The sequence below is a fragment of the Peredibacter sp. HCB2-198 genome (genome assembly GCF_045999315.1).
GTDB lineage: Bacteria > Bdellovibrionota > Bacteriovoracia > Bacteriovoracales > Bacteriovoracaceae > Peredibacter.
This window is the reverse complement of record NZ_CP174607.1, coordinates 1,615,536-1,639,044: the sequence shown is the minus strand read 5'-3', so window position 1 is coordinate 1,639,044 and position 23,509 is coordinate 1,615,536. Positions and strand designations below refer to the sequence as shown.

At 42.2% G+C, this 23,509-nt stretch carries 19 protein-coding genes and 1 tRNA gene; 9 read left to right on the top strand and 11 right to left on the bottom strand.

Going from position 1 to position 23,509, the window contains the following annotated elements:
* Window positions 1-28: 28 nt before the first annotated feature.
* Together ACJVC5_RS08240 and ACJVC5_RS08235 are read right to left on the bottom strand one after the other, a co-directional pair.
* Window positions 29-547 carry a hypothetical protein gene (locus ACJVC5_RS08240; RefSeq protein ID WP_408098894.1) on the bottom strand — a complete coding sequence of 173 codons (519 nt, stop codon included), beginning with the start codon at window positions 545-547 and terminating at the stop codon, window positions 29-31.
* A gap of 221 nt (window positions 548-768) precedes the next feature.
* On the bottom strand, window positions 769-945 hold the full coding sequence (locus tag ACJVC5_RS08235) for a hypothetical protein (RefSeq protein WP_408098893.1): 177 nt from the start codon (window positions 943-945) through the stop codon (window positions 769-771).
* 274 nt (window positions 946-1,219) lie between these two features.
* Here ACJVC5_RS08235 and ACJVC5_RS08230 point away from each other — a divergent pair, with 274 nt between their 5' ends.
* The 5 genes from ACJVC5_RS08230 (at window position 1,220) to ACJVC5_RS08210 (ending at window position 7,594) form a co-directional block, all read left to right on the top strand.
* A complete protein-coding gene (locus ACJVC5_RS08230) occupies window positions 1,220-1,765 on the top strand; it encodes an outer membrane beta-barrel protein (protein ID WP_408098892.1) in 546 nt (181 codons plus the stop codon).
* Between the two features lie 216 nt (window positions 1,766-1,981).
* Window positions 1,982-4,915 (top strand): hypothetical protein, encoded by a 2,934-nt coding sequence (locus ACJVC5_RS08225; RefSeq protein ID WP_408098891.1) that lies wholly within the window; start codon window positions 1,982-1,984, stop codon window positions 4,913-4,915.
* A 94-nt stretch (window positions 4,916-5,009) separates the two neighbouring features.
* Window positions 5,010-5,927: a hypothetical protein gene (locus ACJVC5_RS08220; protein WP_408098890.1), complete on the top strand. Its 918-nt coding sequence runs from the start codon at window positions 5,010-5,012 to the stop codon at window positions 5,925-5,927.
* A gap of 9 nt (window positions 5,928-5,936) precedes the next feature.
* Window positions 5,937-6,629 carry a hypothetical protein gene (locus tag ACJVC5_RS08215; protein WP_408098889.1) on the top strand — a complete coding sequence of 231 codons (693 nt, stop codon included), beginning with the start codon at window positions 5,937-5,939 and terminating at the stop codon, window positions 6,627-6,629.
* A gap of 41 nt (window positions 6,630-6,670) precedes the next feature.
* Window positions 6,671-7,594 (top strand): hypothetical protein, encoded by a 924-nt coding sequence (locus tag ACJVC5_RS08210; protein ID WP_408098888.1) that lies wholly within the window; start codon window positions 6,671-6,673, stop codon window positions 7,592-7,594.
* A 143-nt stretch (window positions 7,595-7,737) separates the two neighbouring features.
* Here the strand turns inward: ACJVC5_RS08210 and ACJVC5_RS08205 are convergent.
* The 3 genes from ACJVC5_RS08205 to ACJVC5_RS08195 form a co-directional block, all read right to left on the bottom strand.
* Window positions 7,738-7,820, bottom strand: a tRNA-Leu gene (locus tag ACJVC5_RS08205).
* Window positions 7,821-7,892: 72 nt separating this feature from the next.
* Complete coding sequence (locus ACJVC5_RS08200; RefSeq protein ID WP_408098887.1) at window positions 7,893-10,625, bottom strand: hypothetical protein; 2,733 nt, start codon at window positions 10,623-10,625, stop codon at window positions 7,893-7,895.
* Window positions 10,625-11,620 (bottom strand): HD domain-containing phosphohydrolase, encoded by a 996-nt coding sequence (locus ACJVC5_RS08195; protein WP_408098886.1) that lies wholly within the window; start codon window positions 11,618-11,620, stop codon window positions 10,625-10,627. Before ACJVC5_RS08195 ends, ACJVC5_RS08200 begins: the two co-directional genes overlap by 1 nt.
* Before the next feature lie 132 nt (window positions 11,621-11,752).
* On the opposite strand from ACJVC5_RS08195, the gene ACJVC5_RS08190 reads away from it, so the two are divergent.
* Complete coding sequence (locus ACJVC5_RS08190) at window positions 11,753-13,204, top strand: sodium:solute symporter family transporter (RefSeq protein WP_408098885.1); 1,452 nt, start codon at window positions 11,753-11,755, stop codon at window positions 13,202-13,204.
* Here ACJVC5_RS08190 and ACJVC5_RS08185 read toward each other — a convergent pair.
* From ACJVC5_RS08185 to ACJVC5_RS08160, 6 genes are all read right to left on the bottom strand, one after another.
* Entirely contained in the window at window positions 13,182-14,912 is a 1,731-nt protein-coding gene (locus tag ACJVC5_RS08185; RefSeq protein WP_408098884.1) for an ABC transporter ATP-binding protein, read from the bottom strand. The genes ACJVC5_RS08190 and ACJVC5_RS08185 overlap by 23 nt on opposite strands.
* Window positions 14,913-14,914: 2 nt before the next feature.
* Window positions 14,915-15,766 (bottom strand): ABC transporter permease, encoded by an 852-nt coding sequence (locus ACJVC5_RS08180; protein WP_408098883.1) that lies wholly within the window; start codon window positions 15,764-15,766, stop codon window positions 14,915-14,917.
* Between the two features lie 6 nt (window positions 15,767-15,772).
* Window positions 15,773-16,708: an ABC transporter permease gene (locus tag ACJVC5_RS08175; protein ID WP_408098882.1), complete on the bottom strand. Its 936-nt coding sequence runs from the start codon at window positions 16,706-16,708 to the stop codon at window positions 15,773-15,775.
* Between the two features lie 8 nt (window positions 16,709-16,716).
* Complete coding sequence (locus tag ACJVC5_RS08170; protein ID WP_408098881.1) at window positions 16,717-18,474, bottom strand: ABC transporter substrate-binding protein; 1,758 nt, start codon at window positions 18,472-18,474, stop codon at window positions 16,717-16,719.
* Between the two features lie 111 nt (window positions 18,475-18,585).
* Window positions 18,586-19,251, bottom strand: a complete 666-nt coding sequence (locus ACJVC5_RS08165; protein ID WP_408098880.1) for a hypothetical protein — start codon at window positions 19,249-19,251, stop codon at window positions 18,586-18,588.
* Between the two features lie 36 nt (window positions 19,252-19,287).
* Window positions 19,288-21,144 (bottom strand): tetratricopeptide repeat protein, encoded by a 1,857-nt coding sequence (locus tag ACJVC5_RS08160; RefSeq protein WP_408098879.1) that lies wholly within the window; start codon window positions 21,142-21,144, stop codon window positions 19,288-19,290.
* Between the two features lie 396 nt (window positions 21,145-21,540).
* Between ACJVC5_RS08160 and ACJVC5_RS08155 the strand changes: the two genes are divergently transcribed.
* The 3 genes from ACJVC5_RS08155 to ACJVC5_RS08145 are packed head-to-tail and all read left to right on the top strand — an operon-like array spanning window position 21,541 to window position 23,492.
* Entirely contained in the window at window positions 21,541-21,936 is a 396-nt protein-coding gene (locus tag ACJVC5_RS08155; RefSeq protein ID WP_408098878.1) for a polyhydroxyalkanoate synthesis regulator DNA-binding domain-containing protein, read from the top strand.
* A gap of 9 nt (window positions 21,937-21,945) precedes the next feature.
* A complete protein-coding gene (locus tag ACJVC5_RS08150) occupies window positions 21,946-22,674 on the top strand; it encodes an outer membrane beta-barrel protein (RefSeq protein WP_408098877.1) in 729 nt (242 codons plus the stop codon).
* On the top strand, window positions 22,674-23,492 hold the full coding sequence (locus tag ACJVC5_RS08145; protein ID WP_408098876.1) for an ArsA-related P-loop ATPase: 819 nt from the start codon (window positions 22,674-22,676) through the stop codon (window positions 23,490-23,492). Before ACJVC5_RS08150 ends, ACJVC5_RS08145 begins: the two co-directional genes overlap by 1 nt.
* Window positions 23,493-23,509: the final 17 nt, after the last annotated feature.

Genomic DNA, 23,509 nt, shown 5'->3' with positions numbered 1-23,509 from the left:
TTATTGCTTAAATCGAGCTAGCTAAAATCTATTTATCTCTTCTCGTAAATTCAGTTCTTAGGGACTTCATAAAAGCCTCCTTTTCATGAGCATGAATCGAAGTCGAAGACTTTATGGTCCCAAATTGTCCTGCAAACCAACCAGTCATTATCTGATAGGTCTGATTTAATTTTAAAGGATAAGTATTATTTAAAGAATCCGAATAAATGATTTCCAAATCTCTTTCATAATTCATTGTTGAAGGAACTAAACCCAATGATAAGAATGTAAACCAACTTAACCCTTGATTTTTTTCTTTATACTTTGCTCCAACGAGCTTTAATTTGTTTTCATTCAAAGTATTCTTGATTTTCTCCTCTATCTCCGGGAAACTCCATTCAATCCACTTGCAATCATTTTTAATATGTCCTGAGCATATATAAGAACTCCCTTCAAACCCACTACTCTTACCAAAAACAACTTTACCGTAATCTCTTTCAATCCGAACATTCTCATTTCTAAGCGAAGTGCATCCAACAAAAAAGATCATAAAAAACAATACTCTCATTTTGCAAACTCCGGTGTAGCCCACCATTTATAATCAAAAGGCGCCATGACTGCACCACTGTATCCATAAATTTCCCAGGGTTCATATCCCCATCCTTGTCTCATGCTGTAACCACCCAAGGCTGAGGCGGCATAAAAATGAAAAATATGACTAATTCATGAGGTCTCCAAACTAGAATACATATATCTTTGAACGATATTTCCTTGCAAATCTGTTACTGCTTAAACAGAACTAAGTGCATTTTTCAAAAACAGATCGCCTTTACTTTCTAGGGCCATACCACTCGTCACACCTGCTTCTGAAATATAAACAGCAAGAACATCATCAGTTCCTAGACCTGAATGTGTATAACGAATTAAAACATTGTCGTTTGCCATCAAGTTCGGCAATGATTTCATTTCCATCATACGCAACTATTGGAAGCAGGATAAATTATTTTTTCAAATATTTAGAATCGAATTGTGCTGTTTTAATGCTCAAAAAAAACTTTTCTTAAGAAATACGATGTCATTTTTCAATTCAAAATAAAACCAAATGGGAAAAATAGTTCTCATCTCACAATTAAAGAATAAGCTTTTATTAACAATTTGATTCCAAGAAACACTTAAGAAAAATTAACTACAATCTTTTATAGGCCCCACTAAAATTATTCTAATTTCACATGGAGGCGAAATGTTTAAGCATCTTATTTTGGTGTTGTTGTTCACTACTCTTTCAATTCAATCGGCAAAAGCAATTGTATTCATCGAACCGGTCCTTGGTTATGGAACAGGTAGCATGGAATTTAATTACACCGATATCCTAGACTCATCAAACTCATTTTCTGATGATACAGATTTAAAAGGTCTTGGTTACGGCGCACGTGGCGGCTTTGAATTTGGAAATTGGCAGCTGGGTGCCGAATATATGCAACATAAGTTGAAGTCTTCTGGTGGTGATATTCTTGAAGATGATGACTTCAATACCAAAGAATGGACAGCTCTCATTGGCTATCGGTTTGGCTTTTTCCGTTTATACGGCGGCTATATCTTTAGTGCTGATTTTGAAGAACTCGACGATATTGACCCGGGACAAGGACTTAAGGCCGGACTAACATTCTATGCCCTGAGGCATATGGCCTTTAGTCTTGAATATCGTATGGTGGAGGCAGATGAAGTTATTACTGAGGTTAAATACTCTCAGGTGGCCTTGCAGCTGTCTTTTCCATTCAGTATTTAATAGCAGCAATCCAAAGAACACTTTTTCAAAGGCCAGGCCCCAAACCTGGCCTTCCCACTCTATCTGTCGAATTTACAGTCGCTGTCTATTTTTTAGACAGTGAGGTTTAAACTTAGGACCTCTAACTCCTAAGATTCTCGTGCTTCACCTTTGGCCCCTTTTTCGCAGACATCTGTCCATATGATTAAGAAGGGCTTTATTTTTTTACTTTTCCTTATGGCCTCGCAGGTATGGGCGAACTCAAACTCATTGAGCTTCTCACTCGTGCCAACAAAGTCCATTCAGGCCGGTCAAACTGCTCTTCTGATTTTACCTGTTCGAATTCTGGAAAACTCTTGTCGATACGACATTAAAACTAAGGGGACACCAGATTATCCGGTCCAGGCTCCAACTGAATTAGCACAAGAGGACGGCGAACAAACTATTGTTTATCTTCCTTTCTCTGTTCAAATTCCGGCCAGTGCTCCAAGTGGCCAACTCTATACTCTAAGAGTGAGCTTCTATCCGCAAAAAGGTTGCGAACAAAAAGATCCCATTCATCATGATCTTTTTGTAAATATTCAGAGCTTTGAAAATGTTTCTATTGAAGGTGGTCCTGAAAAAATCACACAAACAAATACTGCAGGACAAGTTGATCTTGCTCTAAAAAATACTGGTAACACTGCTCTTAATTTAAATCTCCATATTGAATCATTCACTCCTAGTGTGCGAATTGAAGTTCGACCTTCTCAAGTGAATGTTGCTCCCGGTGAATTGAAGAAAGTAAAAATTTACATTGATTTCTCTGCCAGTGGTGCGGACTTCGCTTCTTTTAAAGTTCAGGCCTTATCAGGTGGACAAAAGTTTCTATCAAAGAATTATCAGATTAGACTCTTGAGATCAGGAAACGAAACAAACGACGGTAGAAGACTTCAATCACAGTTTTATTTAACTAATGATTTCTTTTCTGAGAGTGGCTCATCACGCAGATACAACACGGCCGGAGCCTCACTTAATGGTGATCTTTCCGATTACTACGCCCTCAGCACATACTTACAATCTTCTTACCTACAAGGTGAGGAAGAAACTTTTCAATACGAACTAGACCTCACTAAAAATCAAGATTTCAGAGTGACTCTAGGTTCATCACTTAACCCGACAGAATCTTCTACTCCGGGTGTACGCCAGTTAAATGGTTTCCGTGCCTCTAAATCTTTCTTCGAAGCTCTTAACGTGGGCATGTACGGCGGCGTTGATCAACAAGGTAATGATCACGTAGGCGGATTTGTTGACTATAACCAAGGTTATAAGAATCGTTATCTTGTATTTTGGGACAAAAACCTGAGTACTGGTTTTGAAGGTGCGGGATTGACCGCTCAAGATACCATCAGAGTCAATTCTCGTTTGGCCATTGCTCCTTCACTGGTTCTTGCCAGAGATGAACTACGAGGCAATTACTCTCGAATTGGAACTTCATTAAACGCCCTCATGACAAAGTATGCTCCTCTTCAAGTTGAGATGTACCGTGAAGAAGACAATCGCTACGTCACTGAAAGAATGATGGCCCAAGTGATTATCCCTTATAAAAAAGTAAGCGGTCAAATTGGAGCAACTCAAGACGATATCAGATCGAAAGGTGGAAGCTTTGATTCGATTGAAGGCATCTATCGCGAGGCCTTTGTTAAAATTCTCTTCCCTATTAGCAAAAATACTCATGGCCAGGTTCAACTAAGATATCAAACTATTCCAGATGGGACTTCAGCTGCTGCACCTGAAATCCTTCTCACGCATTCTAGCTCTAAATGGCAAGGTATGCTCAAAGTTGGACAACAGCTGAATAGAAACTCACAAAATGCTCTTTATGGAATTGATCAAGGTCTTAACTCTACAGGCAAGGCCCAAACTGAGCAGTATGCGCAGCTTGATTTACAATACCGACCTTCGACGAAATACAACCTCTACCTAAACTCCGATTACTATCGTGAGACCGACACGAATTATTACCGTTATCAATATTCGGCGGGTGGACAATATAACATCAATGAAACTTCATTTGTCCGCGCAGGTATCAGAACGAATTACCAATACAGCTTCTTTAATAAGACCGAGACAAACTCAATTGACGTTCAGTACAGTCGCAAGATTGGCAGAAATGTAGACCTATCAGCTTATGCCTCTTACAGCAAAACCAGAGGAATTGATCAGGCCGATTCGCAAGTCGGAGTAAGACTAAGCTGGACACCATCTGTTCCGGTTTCCAGAAAAGTTGAAAACGCATTTGGTGGTAGAAGTACGGCACAGATTCAAGGTAAAGTTTGCTTTGATATGAACCAAGATTCCCTCTGTGGTAGCTCTGACAAACCAATCAAAGGTGCAGAAGTTCGTCTTGAAGGACTTAGTGTTATCACCGACGAAGACGGTAACTATCAGTTTAGAAATCTTCAGCCTGGACGCAAGGAAATCGCCATCAATCCTACGACACTTCCTTCTGAAGTTAATCTAGATAAAGCGACAGCGTATTATGATCTTCGTGCCAATGACGAAATCATTAAAGACTTTGCTTTTGAATGGAGAGGCACACTTCGAGTGATTGTTTTTGAAGATAAAAACAAAGATGGCAAATGGCAGAACGATTCAGAGATGCAACTACCGGATGTTGAAGTTGAACTCAGTGGTAATCAAGTAAAGACATCAGCTCTCTCATCTAGCTTTAAACCAATCATCTTCAATAAACTGAAGAAAGGTACATACATCGTTAAGATTTCAAAACCACTTCCCGGTTCGACTCCGACCTATGAACATGGACTCAAAGTCAATCTTCCGAATGAAACTGGAGAATGGTTATACCTAGGTCTTAACTTTGATGATGCTCAAGATGAAAATGAATTTTCAGTGATTACGACTCAATCAGATAACATCATCTACACTGACAATATGAAGGCGAGCTTTCTCATCGAAGATCCTGAGAAAATTATCCGCACGATCAAACTTCACTGCGGTGACAACACCATTGAATCAACATACCCAGGTACTTCAAGCCATGAGCTGAAGGTCGACCTTGCACCATGTAAGCCATTCGTTCGAGACGGGGTTCTGAAGCTCGATATGGAAATTCTTACACGGGGTGGAGCATCTTTGGAGCAGCGTAATTTCGAGTTCTTAGTATACTAAGAGCAAGAATGTTAACCGGACTTTAAAATTTTAACTTTACCATTAAATATTGCACGTGCTAAATCACGCTTAAGAAATCTTAAAAAAGGCGTGCATGCCCCAGTTCTTCTTCATCCTATTTGCTGCTCTTCTGAGTACAAAGGCATTCGCTTGTGCGAGTTTCGTTGCCGATTCTAGCAATCAGCGATCAGGCGGAAGTGCCAAACATTTCTTCTCTCATCTCAACGAACAAAGAAGACTGATTCTTAAAAACGAAACAAATGAACCTTGCGAGGTTCGTCTTGAAGCACTCGATCTTCTTCAACGACTTGATGGCGGATATCAATATGCTGCCTTTCAACCTGGCCGCACTTTATACCGTTCACTTTCAAGCGGACTTAGCATTATTGATACCCAAGGCAATGAGCTTCTCTGGGTAGATCAAGTTTTAAGGCCCAACGAAGTTCTCGTGGCACGAATTGCGATCACTAATTCTCAACCAGGAACTAGCTACACGGCCGTGAGAGCATATTTCCCGAAGAATCCAGTTCTTTTGGCCTTAACTGAAATCTACTTCACTAAAGATATTCAGCCTCCTCGTTTAAGTTTTGATTCTCCTAAGTATGTCTCTCAAACTGAAAGTGTTGAATATACTTTAAAAGGTCGTGGAGACTCCTATACGTTTGTTCATCTTGATCTCAAACTCATTGATCCAGCGACAGGTTTTGAAGTTGATTCTTTCTTTCCTGATCAAGAAGAAAAGAAGATGTTCGTGGCCTACATTAAAAACTACTGGCTTCCGGGGATGAACAACGAAAAGATCATTAAATCTTCATTCAAGCTAGGAAGCTTTACTCGGGCCTTCATTTCCCAATTCCAATTGGCCAACCTGGGAACTCCCCTTCCTGAAAAAGTTGTGCTCTATATTCGTCCTCGATTCGGCATCGACACCGAAGGATGGAAAAACCATTTCTACCTAAGTCTTCCAGGCAAAACCGTTGAAATAAATTTATCAAAAGCAGATTCTTTATAAGGAGAAGATATGTTGAAGAAATCTATTATGGCCCTTTTATCAATTGCCTTCGTGGCCGGTTCGGCAATCGCGGTCGATGAGCAAACGACAGGAACAATCACTCTTTCAGGTGTTCTTGCTCCTAAAGCTGTTAGCATTCAATTCGCTGTTAAAGATTGCGGTGTAACGACTGACTTCGCTACTTGTAAATCGACTTTGAACGCAGCAACTTTCTCTGGTCACGCTCAAGATGTTTCTCTTAACATCGGCAACATTGCTGACGGTCAACTAAACGTACGTTACGTTCAGTTCGAAGCAAAGGCCAAGATGATGCTTTTCAAAAATGACTACCTTCAGTTCATTGCTGCTCTAACTTCTTCTACTAACGACATCAAAATTAAAGTTAAACAACTTAACTTCGTTAAGGGTGGTAAAGCAACTTTCGGTCAAACAACTCTTGGTATTCCAGGAACTTCAGATCTTTCTCTGAACGAACCTATGTTGGATGAAGTTTCTCTTCCTCTAACAACTAACGTTCTTACTGCTGTTTGGGACCAAGTTACAGACAATCCTCAACAAGTTAACGACAAAGTATTCTTCGCTACAGCTACAAACGAAGAACTAGTTGTACGTGGTGTCCTTGAAGTTTCTTTCGGTGAAACTGCTACATCAAGCACTTACAACGCAGTTGTGACTGCTGGTTTCCTAGCTAAAGACAACTAAGATATTTTTCCTCTGGGATGAAAGTCCCAGAGGATTTTTTTATGAGAACAATCATCTGTTTACTCATTCTGTTCTTCTCAATTGCTGCCATGGCCGACACGGTAGCACTTGGTAATTTTAATTGTGAACATACAGGTGATCGTTTTGATCCTAACTTACAGATTGAATACAATCTGCGCTATCAGGGACAAGCTTCATGTAGAACGGACATAGGTACCTATTACATGAATTTCAGTTCCCCTATTCCTCTAGCAAATACGACCTTTAAGATCACTTTCTATCAGGAAAACAACGGTAATCGTTTTACTCTCCGAGGAAGATTGGCCAACAATACGACGGTTAACTTCACCCGTACGAATTCTTCTGTGAGTTATGTAGGTGCCGACGGACGTACTTGGTTCTTAATGACGTATGAATATACTGGCTCCGCCTCACAGGCCGGGCAGATGACCCGCATTGAGTGGCTTTCTAGCGGGACCACTCGTATTGATGGAATCGGCGGGACTTACGATGATCCCCTCTCTAATTCCCGATACCTCAAGATGAAGACGGGATACCAAGACATTCTCATTAACTTCAACATTGAGGATGTACTCAATCAAACCATCCTTTCAAAGACCTTTCGTCTTGAAGGAAAACTCAATACTAACGATCAAGGCAACATCATTGCCTTCGACTCCACACCGGTCAATCCCTACGTTTATGTAGAGTGTTCATCCGTGGCCCTGATAAACGTTATTACGAATCCTGCTGATGCCCTTGGGGTCAATTACACGGTCGAATGTATTCCACCGACCTTAATCAATGCAGAACGTGGCCTCTTTCGCATTACCAATCATGGGGCAAAGCCGACCTTCCCGGTGGAGTTCATTGTTGAGTTTAAATCAATTCCAAGAATCACTGAGAACGCGCGTTCAGCTTCGTTTTATTTCCCGATGTCGTTAAAGACCAGAATCAATCCCTAGAGAATAATCCATTTTAATAAGATAGAAATGTAGACCGTTGAAGTGGGTCAATTGAAAAAAAGGCAAAAAAAAAAGCCAGGGCGCGAGACCTGGCTTTTCTTAAATCTATCACACGTGTTTTAGTTGCTGCTTTCGCAAAAACTTGGTGCCCAGTGAGGGACTCGAACCCCCACGCTCGCGCATTAGGTTCTAAGCCTAACGTGTCTACCAATTCCACCAACTGGGCATCTAGGTATGTGACAGAGAACCAGATTATGGAGGAATGAAAAGAATTTGGCAAGAATTTTGATAAAAAAAATTAAGAGGCTTTTTTCTTAGGAGGAGCAGCAGTTTTGGCCTTCTCGGCTTCCTTCTTCATCTTATCCGCCTGGTTCTGAAGGGCGGTCTTTTCCTGGCGTAACTTATTGGTTTCTTTTTTCATGTCGGCCAGCTGGTTCTTGGTCTCAACAAGATCCATAGTAAGTTTTTTAACCGATGCTTCCATTTGGGCAATCTTCACCTTAGAGGCCTCATCTACCCCGCCATTATTCTTCTGCGGCTTCAGGGCCTCAACTAATTTGGCCTCTAACTCAGCAATCTTTTTCTGAGCTTCTTTATTTTGCGTCTCCATAATCTGCGTTTGCGCCTGAAGACGTTTTAATTCCTGATCTGGCTGAGGGCCAGGAACAACAGAAGGAGTAGGCTCTTTTACCGTTTCCATCGCGGCCTTTTTAAGAAGTCCTTCTAATCTCGTCTTGTCTTGCTTTAAACTCGCGATCTGACTCGTGTCCTGAATCATCTTCTCCTGGACCTTCAAGAGCTCCTTCTTCGCGGCCTCAGCTTGATTCTTCAATTGATTATTAACCATATGAAGCTTCCGGACCTCTTCCTTAGAATGACCATCGTCCTTGGTAGAACTCATATTGGTGGCAAGACTTGAAACTTTCACCTTATAAACATCAAGCTGTTTAGCAAGGTTTTGGTTTTGACGTTCTAACTCTTTAATCATGATAGATTGGTTCTGGCTCGGACCAGTGGCAAGGGCCTTGGTCATCTGATCATTTTTACTTCTAAGATCGAGCAACTCTTTATCTTTCTTTTCTACCAACTTTAAGAAAGACTCTTTAGTCTTCATAATAATGGTATCTTTCGCCTTAATTTGCTTTTGCGCTTTTTCAATCTCCGCACCAAAGAAGGTCTCTTTTTGAAGGGCCTCAATTTGAAGTTTCTTCGCCTTCATCTCTTCCATCTTAACGTCGGCAATAAGTTTTGTTTCACGCTCAAGTAGTCCAGAAAGTTTTTTTAGTTCCTGGTCATTCAGTTCCTTCTGCTCGGCCAATTTTTGTTGGAACTGCTTACGTAACTCATCGTCTTCGTCACTCATCTGCATCGTTGATGCTTCAAGAGCAGCGGCCTGGGCGGCCTTCATCTGAACTTCGGCCATCTTATTTCGTGTGTCTTTTAAGATACGCACTTCTGAGGCCATATGTTTAATCTGAGTTCTGAGTTTTTCATTCTCTGCCTGAGAGGCCATGAGTTTTGTTTCCACTACCTTCATGGCCTGTGGTGAGATTCCAAGCACCGCCTGCTTCTCATTTGAAAGGGCACGCTGCTGGAGGAGTCCTGCTTTAATAATGTCAGGAAGACGTTCAAGTTGGAAACGATCCAAATCATGGTTATCCAGATCTTCAACTTGTTTATCAATGCCTTTTGCAAAATCAAAAAGACCAGTCTTAATATGCTCTGGAAGTTTGTCTCCCAGAATACGCACTTTCAGATTGTTCTCTTTGGTACTCTCATCAACCGTGGCGGCAATTCTCCAGGCAGTCTTATCAACATCAAGTTTGTCGCCGGCAATCCGAACATCATCTTTTTCTTCTTCGAACTTGCCCTTCACAGTGTTAATCAATTGCTCAAGTTCGCTTAGACCTTTTACAAGTGAAGGTTCATCTCGCGTTTCATCTTCTGTGAAGATTTCCACGGATGTATCAAGTGGATCCACTGTGCCTTTTACAAGTTGGGCCGCTTCTGCCTCTCCTGGAAGACCACTAACCACTGTTTTCTCTTCCTTGGCATCGGCCAGTCCTTTAACAACACTCTTTTCTATTACTTCAGGTGGAAGATTATCAGGAATGATCACTTTCTCGGTCAAATCAGGAATAGTGCTATTACCTTGAACCAGAATAGAAGTCTGACCTTCCATCTGATACTGAGTAATCATTCTTCCTGGAACAAGGGCCGAGAACATAAGTCCACGGTTCTCAAATTTGATTCTCTCATCTTTTGTCCACAAAGCAGTTACGATCACTTTATTCACGTCTGCCATGTAAGAGAAATCAAAGAAGTCCGCTGATTGAACAGAAATATTTAAAAAGTATTCTTCTGCTTTCTTGGTAATATTTTGCGAAAGACTGGTTGAAACATCCAAAAGATCAATTGGCTCAGAGAAAAAATGCATTTGAACGGCAAACACATCTTCATATGCACCATAAGTCACTTCGAATGGAAGTCCTACTTTGCCTTTCTTTTTTAGACCAGCAAGATACATCACTAAGTGATCGAAATAAGTTTTGACCGTTAGGGCCTCAATCCCACTCTCAAAAGCCTTCTGAACCATACGATCCAGGTACTCACCGGTATTGAATGGATTGGCCACCTGAAATGAACCAAGTTCCTGGAAAGAAGGATAGTTATCACCTAGTGTGATTCCGCCATAACCCTGGAAGTATTTATCCAGAATAAATGGACCCATTTGTCCCTGAAACCAGACATCATCCAAAACAAGGTTACCGTAATTGATGGTGAAATTTTGAATGTCATTAACTTTTGAAAGCGAAATAATATGGCGATCTTTCTCCACCACATCATAGGTCGTTCCAATTAATGAAAAGTCATGAATGTCTTTTGTGATAATGTGGGTCCAATCTGCTTCTTCCGAGGTCTCAAGCGGATCAAAGACCCTGATATTTCTCGATTGGAAATAATGAGCTAACTCCGGAGTCAATGCTCCGGTCAGATTCAAAATGGCGAGAGGTTTTAACTCTTTTTCCATTAAGTCCCTGTCTCCTTCATCGAGTTCAGATAATCAAAGGCCATACACATCTTTTTATAAACTCTTCCCACGGGAAGATCTCTTAACTTCTGGTTTTGAAAATTCAGAAGATACTTAATCACTTCTGTCTCAAACGAATACTCACTGCGAATATCAACTAATGAGTCGGCAAAAATCACAACGGCCTCCCAACTTGAGACCTGACCTTTTGCCACACCTCTTGGAAAACCCTTACCATCAGAAAGTTCATGCTGATAAAGTGCGACTTCCGCCAGCTCAGGATGGGCCAATAAGGCATGAGTCTTTAAAAACTCGTGTCCACGCTCAGGATGCTTCAAGAAGACTTGAATCTCCTGCTCAGTTGCTTTTTCATTTTCTAAATATTTTTTCCCTGTTCCTGGCTGACGATTTTCTTCGTTGCAGGCCTGGGACACATACCAACTATAACTCGTATCACACAGGCCAATATCCAGCGCCATGGTGAGGTTATAAAAATCTTTCAGCATCAAAAAATGATAGAAATCATTTGTCATGCCCACGATGATTGCGAATGCAGCTGAGTAAATAGACTTCCGAAAAAAATGCATGTCGGTTTCGTGCATTCTCAACTGATCTTCCACTGAGATCTGACAGAATTCTTCATGACAAGCGAGAGCGAAAGACAAGAAATGCTCATCACTTGAATATGTTCGATAAAAGTAAGCAACAATTTCAAAACACTTTAAGCGCAGGTCTTTTTCAAACTGCAGATAACGAAGCTCACGGAAAAGCGTTTTGAATTTTTCTTTTACTTCATCATGAACAACTGATTCAAAATCAAAGGTCGCATTATGAGGCGCATGTTTTTTTACAAAGCTTGGATCAACAAACACACCGGGCTTCATCAAATAGAATTTTCTCCCACCACTGCTGAGAAAAAGGTGACCATCGCAAATAACTTTCTTTGCTAAATCCTTCACCGGAAGTTTGAATGTAGAGGTCGCATCTTGTGTCATAAAATCCTAGTACTTCTAAGGACCTATCGGAAGATTGAGCAGGTCAGTTGAAGCTTCTTTTAGAAAACTTTTCGAGTGAAAGTGGACGGAATTGGTTCCCTTTCGGTACACTCGTTCTATTGAGGTACATCTATGAATTTTCAAATAATTGATTGGGTATTCATTATTGGTTACATCGTTGTGGTGTTCTGGATTGCGATTAAATCCCGGGATGACATGCATGAAAGTGAGCTTAAAACACCTGAGGCAATCGCTCAGGAAAAGTACATGGCCAATAGGTCCCTAACCTTTTTGGAATCGATTTGTTCCATCATCGCCACTGAAGTTTCGGCCCTGACCTTTATTGGAATTCCGGCCGTGGCCTTCAAAGGTGACTATACCTTCATCCAAATTTACATGGGTGCGATCGCCGCGCGATTTGTAATTGCAGTCGTGTTTCTGCCACAGGTCTATGATAAGGGTCTCACCATCTATGAAGTCATGGCGAAGCACACGGGTCTTCCATCTGGACAACGAACCGTGGCGATTTTCTATTCGCTCAGTAAAGTTGTTTCAGTCGGCGTGCGTCTCTTCTCTGGGTCCATTATGGTGGCAACGTTCTTCAACGTTAACATCTACATAGGTCTCACGGCCGTGACTCTCCTCACACTTATCTATATTCAAATTGGCGGTCTTAAAGCGGTCGTGCGAACTGATATGCTTCAAATGTCACTCTTTGTGATTGGTGGTGTACTTGCTCATATGCTAATTCCACAAACGGCGAATCAAAGTTGGGGCGACATGATGTCTCTTGCTCAGGCGGCAGGTAAAACTTCATTCTTAAATTTTGAGAATCCGTGGCCGTTCTTAATTGGTCTCGCTGGCGGTTTCTTATTTGATATGTCGACTCACGGAGTGGACCAAGACTTCGCTCAACGAATAACGGCCAATAAGAAACTTCGTCACGGTCAATATGCGATCTTCTTCTCATCTTTCGTGTCGATCTCAGTGGGACTTCTGTTTTTAAGTGTTGGTTCACTTCTCTGGGCCTATTATCAGACTCATCCGATGCCAAATGTGGCAGGTGCTGACTATCTCTTCCCTCACTTCATCGTGAACTACTTCCCACTTGGTCTTCGGGGTGTGATGGTGGCGGGCGTTCTGGCTGCAACCATGAGTGTACTCGATTCAACCATCAACGCTCTTTGTGCGACCTCTTATAACGATATTTTCCCGAACCGCGATAAAAAGAAAATGAGCTATTACGGCATTATTGATTCTATTATCTGGGGTGTTGGAATTCTCACGATTGCCATTATCGCATCTAAGAGTGAAGGTCTTCTGTATTTAGGTCTTAAGGCCCAATCGTGGACCGGCGGAACTCTTCTTGCCCTCTTCACATCGAAAGTTATTTTTAAGAAACAGTTCCACTACCAACTCTCGCCAGCAAGTGTTGTAGGAGCTTATATTTGTGGAATGGGCGGAGTGTTTTTAAACACTCAGGTCCTAGCTTGGGACTGGAACCTGAATGTTTATTGGGGATTTAGTTTGAGTCTCTTGTTCTTAAAGATCTACTCGGCGCTTAAACCAGCGCCGCGAGGTTAGCCTTACCTTCACCTTTTGGAATCGCTGAAAGGAGAGCTCTTGTGTACTCTTCTTTCGGGTTCTTATAGATCTGGCTCGCTTTATCCATCTCGATGATCTTACCTTTATTCATCACACCTACTTCGTCGGCGATAAAGTTCACCACACCAAGATCATGCGAAATAAACACATATGTAAGACCAAACTCTTCTTGAAGATCAAGAAGAAGGTTTAGAACTTGAGCTTGAACTGATACATCGAGAGCTGAAACTGATTCATCACAAATCACAAACTCAGGACGAAGCATAAGAGCACGGGCAATACAAATACGTTGTCTTTGACCACCAGAGAACTCATGCGGGTAACGAGTAAGTTGAGCGGCCTTAAGACCAACTTTCTCAAATAACTGCTTCGCCATATCCAGACGTTCCTGACGACCACTTCCAATATTGTGAATGTTTAATGGCTCAGTAAGAATCTCAGCAACCGTCATACGAGGGTTAAGAGATGAATATGGATCCTGGAAAATGATCTGCATTTTACGACGAAGAAGACGAAGCTCTTCAGCTCCCACTTGAGTGATGTCTTTTCCGTTATAGATGATGTTACCTGATGCTGGCTCAATCAAGCGAAGGATCGTACGACCAAGCGTTGTTTTACCGCAGCCAGACTCTCCTACGAGACCAAGGGTTTGACCCTTCTTAAGAGTGAAACTCACGTCATTCACCGCTTTAAAATGATCAACCGTGCGACCGAAGATTCCCCCTTTAATTGGGAATTGAGTCACAAGATTTTTTACCTCAAGAAGGATTTCATCAGATCTGTTTGGTTCATCTTCTTTTTCAAAAACTTGAACTCTCTCAGCTGAAACGTGTTTCTCAACTCCGTTATCATCCATGAAGTCACTCACTGTCAGAAGACGACGAGGATTAGCTCCAAGCTTCGGACGACAAGCTAGAAGACCCTTTGTATAAGGATGCTTCGCTGTATAGAAAATTTCTTTGGCGTTATTTTTCTCAACCACATTCGAGCGATACATCACCACTACGTCATCAGCAATATCGCCAATCACACCTAGATCGTGAGTGATGAACATCATACTCATGTGATGCTTCTGCTGAAGACCGTGAAGAAGGTCCAACACCTGCTTCTGAATTGTTACGTCTAGTGCAGTTGTCGGCTCATCGCAGATAAGAAGTTTTGGTTCACAAGCAATGGCCATGGCAATCATCACACGTTGCTTTTGGCCACCTGACATTTCATGCGGGTATTTATGAGCTGAAGCAGAAGGATTAGGAATCCCTACTTGGTTCATCAAATCAACCGCACGGTCCCACGCTTCTTTCTTAGAAACGTGACGGTGAATACGGATTGTTTCCGCAATCTGATCCCCTACTTTGAAAACCGGGTTTAAGCTTGTCATTGGTTCCTGGAAAATCATTGAGATCTGATTTCCGCGGATATCACGCATCTGAGCGTCGTTAAACTTCAGAAGGTCCTGACCGTTAAAAAGAATTTCCCCTTGAGGAATTTTGGCCGCAGGCTTTTGTAGAAGTCCCATCACCGCAAGTGACGTAACCGACTTACCTGAACCAGATTCACCTACGATACCGATGGTTTTACCGGCCGGGATATCAAATGAGATGTTATTCACTGCTCGAGTCACACCCTCACTGGTGTGAAAATCAACCACGAGATTTCTTACTGAAAGAAGTGGTGAAGTTGTCATTGCTATTTTCCTTTTAGCTTTGGATCAAGGGCGTCACGTAGAGCGTCCCCTAGTAAGTTAAATGCTAATACAACGATGAACATGGCGGTAGTCGCACCAGCAAGCTGCCACCATACTCCGCGCGCGAGTTCAAGTTTAGCGTCATCAATCATTGTTCCCCAGCTAGGCTCACCTTGAACACCAAGACCAAGATAAGACAGGATCACTTCTGATTTAATCGCGAACTGGAACTGAAGCGACGTATTGATGATCACAATGTGTGTTACGTTTGGAAGAATGTGGATGAACAGTTTACGAAAATGTCCGCCACCAATCGCACCTGCTGCTTGAACATATTCTCTTTCTTTGTGCTTCATTACTTCACCACGGATAAGTCGGCAAAGGGTCACCCAGCTTGTTGCACCGAGAGCGATGTAAACGGCGAAGAGTCCCTTTCCAAGAATCATCGTGATAGAAATCAAAAGCATGATATTTGGAATCGAAGAAAAAGTTGTATAAAGCCAAGTGATCACGTCATCAATCCAGCCACCGAAGTAACCAGCAAGGGCACCCAGGATCACACCGATTGGAATCGCGATAAGTGAAGTCGCAAGCCCCACTGACATTGCAATCTGTGTACCGTGAAGAACTTTCGCCAATACATCTCGACCGAAGATATCTGTACCAAACCAGTGCTCAGCACTTGGAGGAAGATTCGAAGCACCAACTTCTTTCGCCCAATCCGCGGCCAGTAAACCGGTAGCAGCAAGAATCGCCACAATTGAATAAATAGCGACGATGATCAATGAACCAAAGGCCCATTTATCTTTAATGAGTCGCTTAAAAGCATCTTTCCACAATGAATTCTCTTTCATAATTCTCTACTTCAACTTAACTCTAGGGTCAGCCAGGGTATATAAAATATCTGTTACTAAACTCATGACAATGTATAAAACGCTCGAAAGAATCGCCATCGCCTTAATCACCGGGAAGTCCGAAGAGTTAAGAGCGTTCAGGGTAATTCCACCTAGACCCGGAATACTGAAGAAGTTTTCCAGAAGAAGCGCACCCAAAATCAACGACGGAATCTGAATCACCACATAAGTAATGATCGGAATCAGTGCGTTTCTTAAAACGTGTTTAAGCAGGATCACAATTTCGCCAAGACCTTTAGCACGAGCAGTACGAACATAGTCCTGATAAATCTCATCCAACATGATGGTACGGAAGAAACGAACATCAGGTCCTAAGCTTAGAAGAATCCAGATAATCGCAGGAAGTGCGATATAAGGAACAAAATCCGGGAAGCCATATTCAAATCCAGAGATTTCAAACCAACCTAACTTGTAAGCGAAGAGGTATTGGAATCCTAGGATGTAGGCCAGGGCCGAAACACTCACACCAGCGATACAAAGGATACGAACAAAAAGGTCGATCCCCTTACCGCGATAGAAAGCAACCACTAACGAAATAATGAGCGAGAAAATGGTCGCGATGATAAATGCTGGAACAGTCAGAACCATTGATGGGTAAGCACCTTGCTTGATCATATAAGTGATCTCTTGCTTAGTGGCCCATGATCGACCGAAATCAAATGTGAAAGCAGACTTCACAACGTCCAGGTACTGATCGAACAATGGCTTGTTAAGGCCCAGTTGTTCTCTGAGTTCTGCCATTTGCTTGGCAGTTGCGTTCTTACCTAGAAGAACCGCAGTTGGGTCCCCTGATACCAGGTTAAAGAGCACAAAGATAATAAAGCTCACCCCGAGCAGTACTGGGATGAGGTTGAGCAATCTTCGAATAATGTACTTAATCATTTTTCCTACTAAAACTTCTTACTAAGTTCTTTTTTCACTTCAAGGTCAACGTTCAGGTATTGGAATTGTGTATGGTTGAATTCCATAAATTTAAAGTTTTTGAGCCAAGCTTGTACAAGATACATACGAGTACGGTTAAAACCGAATACCCATGGAGCATCAATGGCCGCCATCTCGTTTAGCTTTTCATAAAGCGCAGTTCTCTCTGGAGAATCTTGCATTACAGTTGCTTGCTTATAAAGAGCATCAAACTCTGGGTTACAGTAGTTAGCACCGTTTGAACCTGGAGATTGGTTTGGACAGTATAGAAGACCCAGGAAGTTTTCAGCGTCCGGATAGTCTGCACCCCACGCCATAGTGTACATCTGGTGTTGTTTTTTAGTTACTTTGTTCACAAGTTCTGGCCATGTGTTCATGCCCACATTGATCTTGATCCCAATTTTATCCATACATTTTGCGAAGAACTCAATTTGCTGACGAGCAATTGTTTCGTTACGAGTTTGGATGGTGATTTCAGGAAGACCTTTACCACCCGGGAAACCTGCTTCAGCGAGAAGCTTCTTGGCCCCTTCCACGTCATATTTCACGTATGGATTTTTGAATTCTTTACGGTATCCACCCATTCCTGGTGGGATCACGCTTTGAGCTTCAATCGCCGTGTTCTCGTAGAAAAGCTTATTGGCCTCAGCGCGATTGTAGGCCATGTTCATGGCCTGACGAAGCTTACGATTCTGGAATGTTTTATCTTCGTGGTTAAAGGCAAAGAAAGTCACATCAAGTTGCGGCTTAAGAATTAGACGAATGCCTTTTTCTTTGTGCTCAGAACGAAGTTCTTTTTCTTTTGAAATGGCCTGGTCAATGTTGTTGTCTTTAAGCTCAATCACATCATCTTTCGCTTTTTGGAAAGACAACCATTTTGGCTGAGACTCAACGATAATATGAACGTTAATACGATCAACGAGTGGAAGCTTCTTACCTGCATCGGCCAGAAGACCTAGTTTGTCATCGCCCTCTTCACCTTCAGTTGGATAAAACTTATCACGAAACTTTGGGTTACGGTTATAAACAATCATGTTCGACTGATCGAATTTAGGAAGAATAAATGGTCCTGTTCCCACTGGGTGGTTCAAGAACTCTTTCCCGTACTGATCAACAGCTTCCTTGGCCACGATGAATGAATAAGGCATCGCTAGAGCATAAAGGAACTGAGGATAAGGAGCTTTTAATTTTACTGAGAAAGTATAGTCGTCGATTTTTTTAAGACCTTCGATTTCTTCTTCGTAAACTGTTGCATCTAACGCCGAGTACTTTGTTCTCCACTCGTTCAACCCAACAATACGCTCATCAAACAACCACCAGCCTTTTGCCATCAGTTTTGGATCGGCAAGACGCTTAAGTGAGTAGATCACGTCATCAGATTTCAATTCACGGCCAATGCCATCTTTGAAAACAGGGCTATCGTGGAACAGAACGCCCTTTCTTAATTTAAAAGTGTAAGTCAAACCATCCGGGCTTACAGTCGGAAGACTTTCTGCAAGGTTTGGCATTAATTCGTATGGGCGCTTTAGTGGATGGAATTCGAACAGACCTTCGTAAACTTTACCAGCTTCATTTCCTGAATATTGATCAGAAGCATGAATCGGATCGAAGCCCGCGATTTTTTCTGGAGAGACGAGATTGATTTCCCTTTCATCGAAATTGTCTTGCTTGCTACAACTTAGAGCAAGCAACAGCATCAAACTCAACAACGGGACCAATCTCTTCATAATGCTCCTATTTTAAAATATGGAATATTGTATGCCATTAGTTAAGTAATCACTATAAAAACAATACACTTTTGACAATAGGTGCAATTTGATACCAAAACACTCAGAGAATTAGTTTTGCCAGAATAGTTCGAGTGAAAGTGAAGATTCTTTTTTCTGTGAATGAGACTCACTGGAATAAAGTCGAATGTCGGTGCGATCAAAGATAGAATTCGTAAGATTTTGAGCATTCAAAACAAGGCTTCGTCCCTTTCCGAGAAGCTTTATGATGTTGATGTCCTTCTCTGAAACCTTCACAAGAAATTTTTCCCCATCCAATTCGCAAATAAGATCATCGCCCTGCTCTGCACAATCAGGCTTTTGTCCCCAAGCTTTGGCCAGATTAAAACGAACTAATGAACGGAACTCTTTTAAGAACTCTTCCGAGGTCAAAATCTTATCTAATTTTAATCTATCGAACTCTCGATCAATGCGGGCCTCAAAGGACTCAAGTTCCGAGTCCGGCATATTTTTTTGTTTTAGCTCAGGTAAAATCATGACTTCTTCGCCATGAAGTGGAATGGAAACGGCCAACAACCAATCAGTGTTTTCTTTCATCAAACTTTCAAAACTAAAAACGTACTGACTAGCACCTAAAGTTAATCGTCCACGACCTTCACCTGTGAGTCTGACGGCATCGAGAAGCTTCATTTTATTTTCTGATTTAAGCGAAGGAGCGCTCTTGAATAAAGCGCATGAGGTCAGGAAAAATAAAAGGGCCATGTGTTTAATGAACATGACCCATATTGAAATCTATTTCATTGAAACGCAAGTTTAATCGAGCTTACCCGAAGCAGGAAGACGGCTTGTATCCAGCTCTTCCATCGCCGTCATGATCTCTTTACGATCTTGCTGATAGCGCACGTGCTTTAATGCTGACTCTAAGAAAGTTTTTGCACGCGAGTAATCTTTTAATTCCTTATGCACTTCGGCCAGGTGTTTTAAAATTTCCACATCATCAGGCACTTTTTTCTGGGCAACTTCCAACTCGGCCAGGGCCTTTTTAATGTTACCTTGCTTGAAGTAATACCAGCCAAGAGAGTCACGGATATAACCGTCATCCGGACTGATTTTCAGAGCAGTCTGGATATACTCAAAGGCCTTTTCCATTTGTTCGCCACGCACGAGAAGTGAGTAGCCAAGGAAGTTCCAGGCATGGGCGTTTTTTGGTTCTTTTTCAATGATGCTCATGATGAGAGCAGTCGAAGCATCAAACTTCTTTTCTTTCTCATAGAGGTTCGCCAGATAGTATTTGTGCTGAGTAGAGAAACTCTTCTCGTCCTGCACGACCATCATGGTCTCCATCGCATCCTTATAGTTGGCGACACCTTCAAAATAGCCCGATTTAATCACGCTGAATTCAACACGCATGTCTTTGAACTCTTCGATCTTAGTGTTCACGTGTTTAAGGAAGGCCTCTTTCCATTTTGTCTCGCCTTTATCGTGATGCTCGGCCTGGGCAAGAGTCGAAAGCATATTGGCCATCTGAACTGAACTATCTGTATAAAGACCGCTCGAAGATGGGATTTGATTAAAGTATTCAATCGACTCATGGTACTGACTCATCTCTTGATGAATGGCACCCAGATAATAAAGAATTTTGTCTGACTGCGGAGCCGCCACTAACAAATCTTTAAAAACTGAAATCGCTTCCGGATACTTCTTAGCGTCCGTATAAAGGATGCCGAGTTTAACTTTTAAGTTCAGATTTTCCGGCTCGATATCACTCAATCTCTCAGCATAAGGAATGACTTCTGCAAATCTTTCCTTCAGGAATAAGGCCTGAACCATTCGAGTCAAAATCGCCGAGTCTTTTGGCTGAGACTTTAAATACTTCTCATATAATTTAATGGCCGAATCGTGCTGCTCACGCTCTTCCAATAAAATACCTAGAGCGCTTACGGCCGTGCCAAGAGTTGGTTGGCGTTCGTGTGCTTTAGTAAAGGCCCCTACTGCCTTTTGAACTTCACCCATATCGAGGTAAATTTTCCCCGCATAGTAATCATACATTCCGTTCTTTTTATCTTTATCAGCACAGCTTTTGAGCTGATTCAGCGCCTTAGTGGTTTCCTTAGAAACTGCCAGGGATTTACTTAAAAAGACACAGGCATCTTCATTCTTAGGATTAATCGAAAGCAGGTCGCGGTAGATTCTGCGAGCATGCTCTTCCTGATCCACGCCGGTATAAACTCCGGCCAGAATAAGTCCTACTTTTTCTTCTTTTGTTTTCTGATAGAGGCGCTCTAAAACCACCTGGGCCTCTTGAAGGTCACCTGTGCGGATCAAGCTAATCGCATATTTTTTCTGAAGGAAATCATCATTGGGAACCAGGGCAACCACGTGCTTAAACAGCACCGACGCCGTTGAGTAGTCCCCTTCTAAAAGTGACATATTCGCCTTCAAAAACAGGTCCGTTGCTAAATAATTTACGCCTGATTGACTGGCCTTGGCCTGAATCACCATCTCTTCTAATCGTTTCGAAGCGATCGCCAGAGCGTCCCTATTCATTTGTTCGATTTGTTCTGGGGAAAAATCGGAAAGCTGAGGGGCCTTGTGTTCAGTTACATGAGCACAACCTACCAAGAGCGAGCTTACGAGGAGAACTGGGGCAAGGGCTGAGACAAATTTCATAAAACTTCCAGCTGTTGAAGAAGGGGACCTTCAATGGTTCCCCTCTATGACTTTTATCGGCTTCCACAGCTGCTTTTTTAGGAATTGATTTTTTTGACGCGTAACAAATCTAGGCCCATTTTAATTACCTAAGCCCATGATTTTTAAAGAATAAGCTTAATGTGATTGGGAAAAAATTTCCCCATGGGACCATTTTTTTTCATCTTTAGGATTTTTTATGACCATCTGGGTTGACAGCCAAGTGCGGTATTAGTAAAACCCACCCGAAACTACGGAGCGATAGCGCGCAAAAACAGATTTCTTTGAGTGCGCTGTTTCTTTTTGCCAATAAAAACTATTAACGTAAGTACCTTTAAAATGATTTAAAAGGGTATAACCACAAATTAGGGGAACAACATGAAAGACGTACGTATCATCAAGCGTTACCAGAACCGCAAGCTCTACGACACTTTCCAAAGCTGCTATGTAACTCTCGAAGAGATCGCTCAGATCATCCGCGAAGGTCACGAAATCCAAGTTATCGACAATAAGTCTAAAAACGACATCACTTATATGACTCAGATCCAACTTCTTTTCGATCAAGAGCGTAAATCTCTTAAGCCAGGTAACACTGAACTTCTTAAGCGTGTTATCCGTTCTGAAGAAGGCACTCTAACTGGTTATATCGGTGCCCTAGAAGGTAAGCTAAACCTTACTTTCGATATGCCAGCAGCTGTTGTTGCTGAAGATTTCAAGCCTGCTTTCGTAGCTGGTCTTAACTCTTCTATGGAAAATTCTGCTACTCTGAACTAATATTGGTTCATGAGTAAAAAAAATTCTGTAATGCTCATGGCCGCTTTTGCGGCCATGTGTTTTTTAAGCCCTTCCCTTTCTCTTGCCCAGGCCTCTGAGCCGAAAGCATTTACCCCAAAAATTAAAACGCCGAACACTTCACAGGAACTTTCTTCTGAGCCCGAGATCAAAAAATCTAATGTGGTTCTAGAACGTGAAGCGGAAGAAAAAGCGGCCGCTCACCACGCCGGTGCTCCAAGGCAACTGCGTCAGCACGGACTCGGCATTGGATTGGGTCAAACTTTCCTAATGGGGAATTATGGCAAGTACGGCGATGACAAAATCACCGCAGACCTGTTCTATTCATATGCCGCCAGTTATTCATTCGATTTACTGGTGAACGCTCATATGTCTGAGCACAAAAATGATAATGAGAGAATGAAAGTGATGGGTCTTGCTGGATCAATCAAAGGTCGCTTCGTTGAATACGACAATCTTTCTCCCTACTTTTTGGGCGGTCTGGGTTTTTATGCCCCAAGAGCAAAACGTGTGAACGATCAAGGCAAGGCAAAATGGTCTGATCAGAAAGTCACTTTTGGAGCTAACTTTGGTGCGGGTGTGGATCTTCGCCTCAATGAACACTACGTTGTGGGTGTTTTGGGACAAATGCACTGGCCATTCAAAGTACAACAGGACAATCAATCGGATCTGAAAGGTTACTACTTTAAAATGCTCATCACCGGGATGTACCTCTTCTGATGGAACAACAACCACGTCGTCTTTATATCTTTACTGGGAAAGGCGGCGTGGGAAAAACAACCCTCGCTAGAACTTTCGTCAAATATCTTACCGAACACGATCACGAAGCAGTCTACTTAACATTTAAAAATCAAGCGATGGGTGAAACCTCGGCCGGTTCCTCTGAACGCATGCATGAGGGTGTTAAAGAAATTGCTCTCGATCTTGAAGAAAGTGCACGCGGTTATATTGAACGCAGACTCAATTCTAAAATGATCGGTTCATGGATTGTAAAAACTCCGTTTTTCCGCGCGCTGATCAACATGGTTCCAGGTTTTAGTTACCTGATTTACCTCGGAAAAATTCTCGAGATGGGAAAAGAAAATCCTCGTCTCATTGTTGTATTGGATGCACCCGCCTCGGGCCACGCTCTTACCATGGTGGAATCAACCACAAACTTTAAACAAATCTTTGAGAGTGGAATTGTCTTTGATGACGCCACTAAAATGCTTGGCCGCTTGAATGATCCGAGCTATACGAAAATTCATGTGGTGAGTTTGCCAAGCCTCATGTCTTGGCAAGAAGCACAGGAACTTCGATCTGGTCTTCGGGAAAGAACACCAGTGGAAGTAGACATCACTGTGAATAACTGCCTTTATCCTCTTCTCGAAGGAAAATTTGAAGAAGTGCCGCAAGGGCTTCGCGAAAAGGCCTTAAACGAAAAACGCTTGGTTGAAGAGCATCAAGCGGATATGCAATGCATCCTTCCTCATTCACTCGGAAATGACACTAAATCCATCGAGTCGGATTTAGTTGGGTCTCTCTCAAAACTCATATAGAATAGAGGGGCTTTCAA

Bases quoted from the DNA above. Each gene is read 5' to 3' on its own strand.
- ACJVC5_RS08240 (WP_408098894.1), bottom strand. From the start codon at position 547: ATGAGAGTATTGTTTTTTATGATCTTTTTTGTTGGATGCACTTCGCTT.
- ACJVC5_RS08235 (WP_408098893.1), bottom strand. From the start codon at position 945: ATGAAATCATTGCCGAACTTGATGGCAAACGACAATGTTTTAATTCGT.
- ACJVC5_RS08230 (WP_408098892.1), top strand. From the start codon at position 1,220: ATGTTTAAGCATCTTATTTTGGTGTTGTTGTTCACTACTCTTTCAATT.
- ACJVC5_RS08225 (WP_408098891.1), top strand. From the start codon at position 1,982: ATGGCCTCGCAGGTATGGGCGAACTCAAACTCATTGAGCTTCTCACTC.
- ACJVC5_RS08220 (WP_408098890.1), top strand. From the start codon at position 5,010: ATGCCCCAGTTCTTCTTCATCCTATTTGCTGCTCTTCTGAGTACAAAG.
- ACJVC5_RS08215 (WP_408098889.1), top strand. From the start codon at position 5,937: ATGTTGAAGAAATCTATTATGGCCCTTTTATCAATTGCCTTCGTGGCC.
- ACJVC5_RS08210 (WP_408098888.1), top strand. From the start codon at position 6,671: ATGAGAACAATCATCTGTTTACTCATTCTGTTCTTCTCAATTGCTGCC.
- ACJVC5_RS08200 (WP_408098887.1), bottom strand. From the start codon at position 10,625: ATGGAAAAAGAGTTAAAACCTCTCGCCATTTTGAATCTGACCGGAGCA.
- ACJVC5_RS08195 (WP_408098886.1), bottom strand. From the start codon at position 11,620: ATGACACAAGATGCGACCTCTACATTCAAACTTCCGGTGAAGGATTTA.
- ACJVC5_RS08190 (WP_408098885.1), top strand. From the start codon at position 11,753: ATGAATTTTCAAATAATTGATTGGGTATTCATTATTGGTTACATCGTT.
- ACJVC5_RS08185 (WP_408098884.1), bottom strand. From the start codon at position 14,912: ATGACAACTTCACCACTTCTTTCAGTAAGAAATCTCGTGGTTGATTTT.
- ACJVC5_RS08180 (WP_408098883.1), bottom strand. From the start codon at position 15,766: ATGAAAGAGAATTCATTGTGGAAAGATGCTTTTAAGCGACTCATTAAA.
- ACJVC5_RS08175 (WP_408098882.1), bottom strand. From the start codon at position 16,708: ATGATTAAGTACATTATTCGAAGATTGCTCAACCTCATCCCAGTACTG.
- ACJVC5_RS08170 (WP_408098881.1), bottom strand. From the start codon at position 18,474: ATGAAGAGATTGGTCCCGTTGTTGAGTTTGATGCTGTTGCTTGCTCTA.
- ACJVC5_RS08165 (WP_408098880.1), bottom strand. From the start codon at position 19,251: ATGTTCATTAAACACATGGCCCTTTTATTTTTCCTGACCTCATGCGCT.
- ACJVC5_RS08160 (WP_408098879.1), bottom strand. From the start codon at position 21,144: ATGAAATTTGTCTCAGCCCTTGCCCCAGTTCTCCTCGTAAGCTCGCTC.
- ACJVC5_RS08155 (WP_408098878.1), top strand. From the start codon at position 21,541: ATGAAAGACGTACGTATCATCAAGCGTTACCAGAACCGCAAGCTCTAC.
- ACJVC5_RS08150 (WP_408098877.1), top strand. From the start codon at position 21,946: ATGAGTAAAAAAAATTCTGTAATGCTCATGGCCGCTTTTGCGGCCATG.
- ACJVC5_RS08145 (WP_408098876.1), top strand. From the start codon at position 22,674: ATGGAACAACAACCACGTCGTCTTTATATCTTTACTGGGAAAGGCGGC.